The organism is Microvirga aerilata, assembly GCF_016743775.1.
Taxonomy (GTDB): domain Bacteria; phylum Pseudomonadota; class Alphaproteobacteria; order Rhizobiales; family Beijerinckiaceae; genus Microvirga; species Microvirga aerilata.
Genome location: NZ_JAEQMY010000111.1, coordinates 1 through 11,862, shown reverse-complemented (window position 1 = coordinate 11,862; position 11,862 = coordinate 1). Strand labels below are relative to the sequence as shown.

At 61.5% G+C, this 11,862-nt stretch carries 4 protein-coding genes; 3 read left to right on the top strand and 1 reads right to left on the bottom strand.

What is annotated here, in order from left to right; all coding sequences use genetic code 11:
• The 3 genes from JKG68_RS28090 to JKG68_RS28080 all read left to right on the top strand — a co-directional run.
• Positions 1–7,965, top strand: a 7,965-nt coding sequence (locus JKG68_RS28090) for a tandem-95 repeat protein (protein WP_202065285.1), incomplete at its 5' end; no start/stop codon positions are given.
• Positions 7,966–9,380: 1,415 nt separating this feature from the next.
• Positions 9,381–10,106: a DUF3800 domain-containing protein gene (locus tag JKG68_RS28085; protein ID WP_202065284.1), complete on the top strand. Its 726-nt coding sequence runs from the start codon at positions 9,381–9,383 to the stop codon at positions 10,104–10,106.
• 336 nt (positions 10,107–10,442) lie between these two features.
• Complete coding sequence (locus tag JKG68_RS28080; protein ID WP_202065283.1) at positions 10,443–10,952, top strand: hypothetical protein; 510 nt, start codon at positions 10,443–10,445, stop codon at positions 10,950–10,952.
• Between the two features lie 295 nt (positions 10,953–11,247).
• On the opposite strand, the gene JKG68_RS28075 is transcribed toward JKG68_RS28080, so the two are convergent.
• Positions 11,248–11,862 (bottom strand): IS3 family transposase (locus tag JKG68_RS28075; protein ID WP_202065282.1); only part of this gene is annotated, 615 nt, incomplete at its 5' end.

Genomic DNA, 11,862 nt, shown 5'->3' with positions numbered 1-11,862 from the left:
GCCGGCACGGCCGAAGGCCAGGAGGACGGTGGCCCGATCACCGGCACGGTGACGGCCACGGACAAGGACGGTGATAAGCTGACCTACGCCATTGATGGCGACAAGCCTGCGGGTCTGACCTTTAACGCGGACGGCAGCTACAGCTACACCCCGGCCAAGGACTTCGCCGGCGAGGTGACGTTCCAGTTCGTCGCCTACGACGGCAAGGTCAACAGCGCGCCTCAGACCGTGACGCTGACCGTGGTCGATGTGCCAGAAGCTCCCGTCAATGTCGCGCCCGTGGCTGAAGCCGGCACGGCCGAAGGCCAGGAGGACGGTGGCCCGATCACCGGCACGGTGACGGCCACGGACAAGGACGGTGATAAGCTGACCTACAGCCTGGTCCAGGGCCCGACGGCCGAGCAGGGCACGCTCACCTTCAACAAGGACGGCAGCTACAGCTTCACGCCGGCTGCCAACTTCGCTGGCCCGGTCGAGTTCACCTACAAGGCGACCGACGGGACGGCGGACTCCAACGACACCACTGTGACTATCACGGTCGCGGCGATGGCCGAGCCTGCTCTTCCGGAGATCAACTTGACTTCCGGCCCTGCCGAAGTCATCGAAGGCGGCGAGGCCACCTATACGTTCACCCGCACGGGCGACACGTCCACTGCTCTGGAAATCAACGTCAACGTGACCGGCACGGCAATTGGCCAGGACCACAATGGCGCGGCTGGCAAGGTCACATTCGCGCCTAACTCGGCCACGGCAACCTACTCCATTAAGATCATGGATGACGACACGGCTGAGGCAGCCGAAACCATCGTCGTGGGTATGGCTCAGGGCGATGGTTACATGGTCGGGACGCCTTTCGAGGTGACCACGAACATCATCGACAATGACGAGGAAGCTCCTCCTGCTGGCATAACGGTCACCCCAAGCAATGGTGATACGGTCGTGGCCGAAGGTGGCGCGACTGACACCGTGTCGATTGTCCTGAACTCGAAGCCCACCGCCACTGTCTACGTGTTCGGTTATGGTGACGAGCAGATCGATACCGGTGGTCGGGTGCTGGAGTTCACCCCGGAGAATTGGGACGTACCCCAGGACTTTGTGATTGGGGCCCATGACGACGCCGGGACAGAGGACTCGTACACAGGCAACATCACCTTCACCACAGATAGCGACGATCTTGCCTACCTTATCGCACCGCCGACTCTGGTGCCCGTCACGGTCAACGACAATGACGCGCCCAGCACCAGCGGAGCGCCCGTGGTCATGAAGCCGGAAGCGCCAACCTCAGTGGACGAAGATACCGTCGAAACGGACGGCATCGCGATCTACCCGCTTGGCACCGATCCGAACAGCGATTCGCTGACTTACGAGCTTTATGGTGATCAGCCGGAGAAGGGCACCGTCACTTGGAATCCAACTGACGGAAATATGTACTTTAAGGCTCACTCTGGTGCGTTCCAGCATTTGGAGGACGGCCAAGATGAGACAGTCACGTTCCAGTACGTCGCCAACGACGGCACAGTTGACAGCGCCCCGGCGCAAATGTCGGTCCTTGTCAGGGGCGTGAGCGATGCGCCGACGCGAACCCTGTCGGTCAGCGATGTCACTGTCTCGGAGGCACTGCCGGAGAGTGGCGCTCCTCGATATGCCCTGGTCACAATTACCCTGTCGGAACCCGCACCTCACGACGTCCGGGTGAACTACAAGACCACGGATGGAGCCGGCGTAGCCGGGGAGGATTACACTGCTCAGTCCGGCGTAGCTCTCGTTCCATATGGCCAGACAGAGTACGCCATCTCCATTCCGATCTCGCAGGATACCGCTGTCGAGCCGAACGAAGTTTTCAAGGTCGTCCTCTCGAACCCGGTGAACGCGATCATCCTCGATAGCGAGGCCTCCGTCACGATCACTGACGACGACGAGCAACTCCCCGTAGACTCGCCTGTGGTGAACATTGGTGACGCGGAGGCTTCGGAGGCAAAAGGTGAAATCACCTTCGCGATCACCCTAAGCGCCCCTGCCGTCCAGGACGTGACGCTGACCTATGAGGCGACCGCGTCCGGCAAGGTCATCGGCTTTGACGGCACGGGTGCCATTCACAGCGCTATTCCCGCTGGTTACGAGGGCCTGCGCTGGACCGGTGTCTCTTCGAGCGGCGACGGTGCGGCGCTGACGGCCACGACCGGCGGTGGCCAGATCCAGGCCATTACTCCCGGCGAGTTGTCCCTCACCGGCATGACCGTCTCAACGGCCTCGACCAACCAAGTCATCACCATCGAAGCTATCAGGGGCGGCGTGGTGGTCGGCTCGCAGCAGGTGACCCTCGGCAACGGCGGGCCGCAGACCGCTACCGTCGCCCTCGGCCCGAACTTCTCCGCCGTCGACGCGGTGCGTATCGACGGCAGTGCCGACTCCTACGGCAATGACTATCCGATCAAGATCGACAATGTCGTTCTCGGCGGCGGCATCATCACCGATACGGTTACGATCCCCGCCGCGTCGTCCTCCGGGGTTATCACGGTTCCGGTCACCAACGACAGCGCCTATGAGGTCGGCGAGACCATCTCGGTGCGCCTGACCGGTGCCACCGGGGCCACGCTCGGCACGGAGGTCGAGGCCACAGGCACGATCATCAACGACGATGCCGAGCCGGTGGGCGAGAATGCGCCGCTGCCGGTGGTCACAATCCTCGCCAACACCCAGTTGTATGGTGATGTCAGGGAAGGCCAGGGCGGGGTACAGGAGTTCGAAATCACCCGCGACGCGCGCCTCGATCAGGAACTGACTGTCAACTTCGAGAGCGATACCTTCGGACCGTTCACGGCAACGTTCAGGCCCGACGAGTCGAAGACGTGGGCAACCGTCGCGATCCCCGAAGACAATAAGGTCAACCCGAGCACCTACGAGATCAAGCTCGCCGCGAGCGAAAACTATCTCCCCGGCGCGGTGACTGGCGTCTCGGGGCGCTTCATCGACAACGATGGAGCCCCCGTGAACACGGCTCCCAAGGCGTGGGCCTCTGATACAGGCACCAGCGAATCGATGTTCGCCCAATACGGCGGGTACTACTCCCTCGGTGCTTATGGGCAGGACGCCGAGACGCCGAACGTCGAGCTGACCTATACCCTTGTCAGCCAGCAGCCGGAATTTGGAACGATCAGCCAGGACCCGGACTACGGCGGGCTCCGGTTCAAACCCACCCAGGAGTTCCTTGACTCGATCTACAAGGGGAAAGACGCAACCTTCAGCTACGATTTCACGGTGAGCGACGGCCAATACACCACGGACGTAAAGACCGCCACGTTCACCGTGTACGGGGAGGGAAACCCGGCGGGCTTCGTGCCAGAAATCAGCATCACGGGTCCCACCGAGGTCACCGAAGGTGGCATGGCGAGCTATGTCTTCACCCGCACCGGGGCGAGCAATTCGGAGCTTCGGGTGCCGGTGACGGTGACCGGCACAGCGGATGGCACGGACTACACCGCCTACCAGACGACCGCCTACTTCGGGTGGAACTCATCCACGGCGGTTATCAACATCAACGCCACCGACGACAAGGCGGTGGAGACCACCGAAACCCTTGTGGTGACGGCGGGCTCCGGCTCCGGCCACACAGTCAGCCCGACCGCTGGCAGTGTCACGACCAACCTCCTCGACAACGATACGGTGACGACGCCGCCGCCAGTTGGCACGCCGGGTAGCCCGCCCAAGACGCCGGGCCTGACCGTCACCCCGAGCGGGACCGGTACCGTCGTGGCGGAAGACGGCAAGCTGACGGATACCTTTACCGTGGTTCTGAACACCGCGCCGGCCAGCGACGTGAACGTGTACATCGACTCCTCCACCTATGAAGCGACAGTTATTCCGGGTTACCTCACGTTCGGGCCTACCAACTGGCACATGCCGCAAACGGTCACGGTCAAGGCGTATGCGGAGGGCGAGCCCGGCGGCACCGACTCGCTGATGATCTACGGCTGGAGCGACGAAGACCCTGACTATGGTTGGGTGTCGGCTCCTGATCTGCCGGTCACCGTTCTAGAAACGGCCCCGGCTGTTGTGGAGCCGCCGGTCGAGGAGCCGCCGGTCGAGGAGCCGCCTCCGGTGGACGAGCCTCCGGCTGAGGAGCCGCCCCCGGTTGCGGCCACGCCGGGCATCACGGTCACCCCGAGCGGCACCGGCACCAGCGTGACGGAAGACGGCACGACCGATACCTTCACCGTGGTGCTGAATACCCAGCCGATCAGCGATGTGACCGTCGACATCTTCCCGTCGAATGAACAAGTGACGTTGAGTCGGTATAGCTTCACGTTCACGCCGGAGGACTGGTACAAGCCGCAAACGGTCACGGTTGCGGGCTATGCGGATGGCCTGGACGAGCCCGGCGGAAACGCGGACTCGCTGATGATCCTCGTCAGCAGCGATGATCCTAATTACCTGATATCAGTGCCTGATTTGGCGGTCACCGTCACGGATACGGCTCCGGTCGTGGTGCCACCGCCCGTGGAGGAGCCCCCTCCGGTTGACGAGCCGCCGGTCGAGGAGCCGCTGGGCACCGTACTGACCATCGCCAACCCCACGGGGCTGAACGAGAAAAGCACGATCTCGTGGAACGGGATTGCCCGAGCGGCGAGCTACGAACTCATCGGGGTCGAACCGGATGAGCCGAACTTCCCCGCGCACACACTCGGCTTCACAGTCGCGCCGAAAACCTCCTATGCCATCGACGGCAGCGACGAGTTCGTGGGCATGGTGGTCCACGTCGTGGCCAAGGACGCGACCGGCGCGGAGATCGCCCGATCCGACCTCACGGAGGTGATCGCGAACATCAACGACGATCCGACCGGTCGCCCGGTGCTCAGCGACAACACCCCTGATGTGGGCCAGTTGCTGACGATCTCGATGGGCGATCTCGAAGACGGCGACGGCATGCGCGCGGATCGTCCGGACGAGTTCGGCTACATCATCGAGCGGTCCAAGGATGGCGGCCCCTGGGAGGTGGTGAGCACCACCGATTCCTATGCGGTCACGGCGGCGGATAGCGGCTATGCCTTCCGGGGCGCAGCGGTCTACTTGGACCGGGCGGAAACTCAGGAGACGGTCTACTCGCTGACCACCGCTCCGGTGAACGACCCGAACCCGAACACCCCGCCTGTGGCCTTCGACGACACGGCCACGGGGCTGATGGGCTCGTCCATCACCATCGACGTGCGCAAGAACGACTTCGACTTTGAGAGCGACGAGACCACCATCGACGCGCATACCCAGGGTCGGAACGGGACGGTGACGGTTGTGGACGGCCAACTCGTCTACACCCCGAACACGGGCTTCGTCGGGATCGATACCTTCGACTACACCCTGAACGGGGGCGACACCGCGCGGGTGACGGTGACGGTCACACAGCCGGTGGCGGAACCGTTCATGATCAAAACGGTGGATAACCTGACCGAGAACAGCACCCTGTCATGGACGGCTGTTCCCGGCGCGGTGTCCTACGTCTTCATCGGAACGGAGCCGGATGCGCCCGGCGTGGACCCGCATGAACTCGGGTATGCGCTCGCCCCGAACACCTCGTATGTCCTCGCGGGCAACGACGAGTTCGCCGGGATGGTGCTCGAAATCGAGGCCAGGGATGCGCTGGGCAACGTGATCGCCCGGTCGCAGAACCAGACCGGCGTGATCGAGAACATCAACGATGACCCGACCGGCAATCTGGCCTTCGACGACATGACGCCGGAGGTGGGCCAGATCCTGACGCTGGGCTACGGCACCTTCAACGACGATGACGGCTACCGGGATCGTGGTCGGGCCGAGGAGTTCGAGTGGGCCGTGGAGCGGTCTCGCGACGACGGCAAGACCTGGGAGACCGTCACCACAGGGGTCTCCCCGGAGGACGGCCCCTTCGGCTTCTCCTACACGGTCACCCAGGCCGACTATGGCTACCTTCTGCGCGGCAGGGCGATCTACGAGGATCGTGCGGGTGACAACGTCGAGACCGTGTACTCCCTGAACACGGGCCGGGTCGGCGTGGCTGGGTCGGGCGGTGGTGAGGAACCAAGCGGCGAGGAACCGGGTGGAGAGCCCGGCACCGACGTGCCCAACCCCGGCAGCGTCGCCATCGACGCCGGAACCGGCGTCACCGCGACCGAACTGGGGGCGAACGGTTCGTTCACCCTCGTGTTGAACGATGCTCCGACCGCTCCCGTCACCATCACGGTCTCGGGCGACGAACAGGTCTATGCGCAGGGTCCGGATGGCTCCTCGCAGGTGGTGTTCGACGACACCAACTGGTTCATCCCACAGACCGTGACCGTGGTGGCGTCCGAAGACGGGAGCCTGGAAAACGCCCACTCCGGCAATCTCTTCTTCATGAGCGAGAGCGCTGACCCGCGCTACAACATGCTGATGATGGACGAGGTTCTGCCGGTGGCGATCACCGATGCCCCGCGTGAGCGGGTCATGCCCACCGTGACCGTGGACAATCTCGGTGAGCCGACTGTCACCGAGGGAGGGACGGTCACCTTCACCTTCCATCGCTCGGAAGCAGACGGTGATCTCCCCATCGACTATGCCCTGACCGGGGTCGACCTAGCGGACATCGCGTCGATCCAGTGGAACGGCGCTGATGGGGGTGTGCCGGGCTTCCGGGGCCTGTCGCAGTGGGCTACCTTGGCGATCACGCTGGCCGACAACGACACGGTGGACCCGGACCGCGCCTTGACGCTCACCCTGAAGGAGAACGGCTACATCTTTGACGTGCCCTTCGTTGCGTCCGCCACGGTCCTCGACAATGACGGCACGGGGGATACGGCTGGCACGGAACCGCTGCCGGTTGTCACGCCGCCGCCGGTCGTGGAGCCGCCCCCGGCGCCGCTGCCGGTGATCAACGCGACCACGGGCACAGGCGAGGTCACCGAGGGCGGAATCGCCTCGTTCGTCCTCACCCGGACCGGCGATACGGCGCAGCCGCTGACCGTCACTGTCGACCTCGACGTCGGGACCGCGAAGTCCGGATCGGACTTCACCGGTCCGACCACGGTGACCTTCGCGGCGGGTTTGGCCACGGCCACCCTCGACCTCCAGACCATCAATGATGGTGTGGTGGAACAACCCGAAACCATCGAGTTCCGGATCAGCGCAGGCATGGGCTACACGGTCGGTGCGGCGGACGGCAATGTCACGGATCTCATGGACGTTCCGGTTGTCGCGCCTCCGCCCCCGCTGACTGATCCGGAACCGGCCCAGTTCGCTGACCCGTACAACTACGACCAGGGTAACGGCGGTGTTGCGGGGCGGCCAACAGCTGGTAATGACATCTTCAATGATGGTGCTGGTCTCGCCTCGACCATCCAGGGGCTTGGGGGCAACGACACGATCTATGGCAAGGACGGAAACGACATCAACCTCGTTGGTGGCACAGGCAGCGACACCATCTACGGGGGCACCGGGAACGACCAGATCACAGGTGACGGCGGACCCACCGACACGACCACCACGGCCGGGGCAAACAACGTCGGAGCACCTGGAGCAGACTCCCTCTACGGTGGTGACGGCAACGACACCATCAACGGCCAGGACGGGAACGACATCCTCGTCGGCAGTCATGGGGCTGACGACCTGACCGGCGGCCTTGGAGACGACACGTTCGTGTTCAACGACATCTTCGATCGGGGCGACACCGTCAGGATGCAGGGGCAAGGGGCTGCCAACGATGTGTTCGACTTCCGCAACTTCGACTTCGACCCGAACACGGTCGGCACCCAAGGCGCGGCCAACGGCCTCCAGTTGTTCAACCAAGCTCCCGTTGAGGGCCAGATGCTGGAGGACACGTTCTACTACAACAGCGCAACCGGCAGGCTAAGCCTCAACACTGGCACGGACGGCCTGGAGGACTTCCATGTCACGCTGTTGATAGGCGGCACGACACCGACCCCGCTGCCGCGGCTCAATGCCGATGACATCCTGATCTAAACGCGAAAGCCCCGGAGAGATCCGGGGCTTTCTATTTGCAGGGGCGCGCCGCAGTGCGGCCGCGCGGACGGTGTTCACGGAGGTTAGAGGCGATAATGAGGTGCCTCGCCGCCTCTCGGGACCAGTAGGTAACGAGCCCCGAAGGCGCGTCATCGCGAGCGTCTGTACGATCCATCGTAGGGGTTGCTGTCCCGAGTTCGACCCGCACGGTAAAGGATGGAACTGCGGTCATCTTGGGGCAGTGCCTCAGCCAGGTCCAAGCTGAAGGCGACAGGCCGGCGCGTCGCTTGTCCGAAGCCGCATCATGGCCGGGTTAAGGCGTCCTATAAACCCGATTTCGACGGGTCGTCCTTACATTGGAACGGCCGCTTCGGGTCAAACTGAGAAATCCCATACCTTTCATGAATTTCCGCTCACGACATGTAAGCAGCCCTTGTGGCAAGGACAGTATTCTGACAACTCGCCCTCTCCGCGGTCAATCAGCTCACGGGCGATCGCCTGTGAGCTGCGTCGGGCAGGCCTGAAGGTTTCGTCCTGGGACGAACTCTCGATGACAGTTCGCGCAGAGATGGCCGAGCCCATCCTGGCAGCTCTGGCGCCGCCGTCCCGATGGCAGCACGGCCTGACATTCCGGACGACCTTGACGACGCGCTCAAGTTCAGTGCCTGCCTTCCTGAAGCCTGGGTCGAGTGAATCCTGCTTGCATGCCTCAGTGATAGAGAATCTGTGATTGGGCTGTTGGGTCGCCCGCGTCGTGTCGTCAATCTCGCCATTGACGATGTTTAGACTTGGACCAAGTCCAATCGAAAAATCAATGAGACCTGCTCTTGAGGGACGCTCATCGCATTTCTGGACAAGCATGGTGCTCTGGTGACCTATGCGGGCGAGTGGCTAATCACGCTCGCTGACGATGGGTCTACCCATGCCAGCACGAGGCCTTGATCACCCTATACGAGGCCGCGCCTGCATGAGATGGACACGCTGCCACTCCTGCCCGACCTGCGAGCGCTGGATAACCTCGTGGCCGGATAGCACCATCGGCCCTCAACGAGAGACCTCCGTTGATCTTATAGTCAAGGCAAGTTCCGCCACCCAATGACAATGCTATTAGCCACAGCCGTAGGGCTCTTAGCGTTGAAGTGAGCGCATGATATGAGCTGCCTCAGACCCATCTTCTTATCTGCAGGTCTATCGGCAGGTGCCGAATAGACTCCTGCAATCTGCACCCCCTGCCGAATAAAAGGGTATTTGAAATCATATGCTTATAAAAACAAGCAGTAAGAAAATCGGGAATCGGCACCCTGCAGAATCGGCTGAAAGTTTGCCTGCGAGGCATGCAGCGCCTGCCAGAGCCCAGCGCGATCGTGCTATTGCCCGCAGAGAGCAGTCTGCCATCTCATGCGTCATCATCGCTCATGACCGAGCTGGACAATGAATTGAAGTCAGCCGACAAGGCGGCGAGTGAGTACATAAATATCTTTATTGACGAGAGCATTCACGACCGAGGCAACCTCATAGTTATCGCAGCGGTGTTCCGCGCGGATAATCTCCAAGAGCTAGTCGGCGATGCTCTGCTCGAGTGTGGATTTGACTCTGCACGCGACGAGTTCAAGAGCAGCGTGAAGATGGCGGGCAACCCTGCCGCGCAGCGTCTTCGCGACCGTCTCAAGCACATCCTTGGCACGTGCAAGATCGCAGTTGCGATTTGTCCTGTATCGGAGCGAGCCGCCGTCGTGGAGCATGCTGGAAGGCTTCTTTCCGGTCTTAACGGCGAGGCGCTAGAGCCGCCTGCAACCGTCTATTTCGATGGTGGGATGAAGCGCGCACTTCTTGAGCTGCCCGAAGGTATCACCCCTATCCATGGCTGCGACTCGAAGTGGATTGCAGGAATTCAGGTGGCAGACTGCGCGGCCTACCTGGTGTCAATGATGCTGCTCGCCGAGTTAGGCATCGTCACTAAGACCGTACCTGCAAGTACTGTCTATCCAGGCGACGAAGGTGAGATCGAACTTGCATGGACGCTATGGGCGGCGGTTAGATACGCACTGTCCAGCGGCAATCCCGTCGGAGGCTACGATGAAGACGGCTGGTGCGAACCGCTGATGCACCCTTTCGGCCTGCTTGTGTCTGATGGGTGCTAGAACGCTGTGAAGGATGCGGTCAAGAAGCGACTCTCGTCAGTTTGGGTGGGCTGCGTCCACTAGTCCGCTGTCTCTGGTCACGACGGTGTATTCATAAACCGAGGATGTGGCGATCCGAAAGATCAGCCCCTGGCATGAAGCTGCCGTTGCCTAACCCATATTTTGGATTGGGACCAGGCATCGCTGTTCGGGTGTCAAAGGTCAGATTCTAACCACAAGCAGGACGGGAATGGCTCCTGCAAAATTAGCTTCTTGTTAGGGCCAAGCTCGTGACACATATCCAAGTGAAGTAGGCGACTGCACTGCGAGTGCAGCAAAATTCGGATTGGAGAGTTCATGGTATGCAAGAGGGACTGTACAGGGTCCGTTACCGAGCGAATAGCGAATGCGGTCGCGTTAGGTCGCGCCCCGGACGAAGCAGATCTGGCAATTTTGAAGGCCCAGGCTTTTGAACTCTCGTTCGATCGAGGGGAGTTCTGGACACACGTGCTGCCAAAGGACAGCAGCATTCTATTTCAGCCACAAGATAGAGAAGATTGGTCCTCGCTCGATGAGGTCCTTCCGGAGGAGCGGCTGGAGCAACTCAGCGCAGGTGCAGAGCCGTCTCCAGACGAGACCGAACTACTCCGTGCGGTATCGGCTGCAAACCTTCTGGCCAGGCCAGACGACGATATCACCCCTGGCCTATGGACCATAGGTCTTGATGAAGGCCCGAACCCTGCAATTGCGGTAGTTGCCTGCCAAGGCCATAGCTTCTCGGGCGTGAACAGATGGCTACTGGGGGTTTATGGAAGCCGCACAGAGGCCCGCTCGCTTCTGGAGAACGAATATATCTTCCCCGTTTAGCGTCACATTACAGACGATGATCTATTGAGTCCTGTGACTGTTGTGCACGTGACTGACCTGGGGGCGGACATACTCTTGAATATTAAACGCACGACGGTGGCATTCGGGTCAAGGAGACTCAGAGCCGCCACGTCCTCTATATGACATTGACAGATTTCTTGACTGCCGACTTCTGGGAGTGGACCAAGTTCTTTGCGCTCGCGCCCGATTACCCCTCAGCTGTTGATTCAGGCCTGATGAAGCGCAGCTCATCCTAACGGCTGGCCTGCCCCATGTGGGTGATCCGGGTGTGATGTTAATTCAGCGTTGGTCTGGGCGCCAGCGTTGACGCATGGACCACGACCTCTGGTGCGGGCGGCCGGTAGCCCAGGGATGAGTGTGGGCGCACCGTGTTGTAGTGCCGGCGCCAGCTCTCGATGATCACCTTTGCCTCCTCGAGCGTGTAGAAGATCTCTCCTTTCAGCAGTTCATCCCGAAGCTTCGAGTTGAAGCTCTCACAATAGCCATTCTCCCAAGGGCTGCCTGGCTCAATGTAAGCCGCCTTGGCTCCCACGGCCGTGATCCATTCACGGACCGCTTTGGCCACGAATTCGCTGCCGTTATCGGACCGTATGTGACCTGGGATGCCACGCAGGATGAACAGGTCCGAGAGCACGTCGATCACATCGACCGCTTTCAGCTTCCGGCTCACTCGGATGGCCAAGCACTCGCGCGTGAACTCGTCGATGATGTTGAGCATGCGGAACTTGCGTCCGTCATAGGTGCGATCCTCGACGAAGTCATACGACCAGACGTGGTTGGCATACTCCGGCCGCAGCCGGATGCAGGATCCGTCGTTGAGCCAGAGCCTTCCTGTCTTCGGTTGTTTCTGTGGTACTTTCAGCCCCTCCCGCCGCCAGATCCGCTCGAC

Coding starts and splice junctions, on each gene's coding strand:
- JKG68_RS28085 (WP_202065284.1), top strand. CDS start 9,381: ATGACCGAGCTGGACAATGAATTGAAGTCAGCCGACAAGGCGGCGAGT.
- JKG68_RS28080 (WP_202065283.1), top strand. CDS start 10,443: ATGGTATGCAAGAGGGACTGTACAGGGTCCGTTACCGAGCGAATAGCG.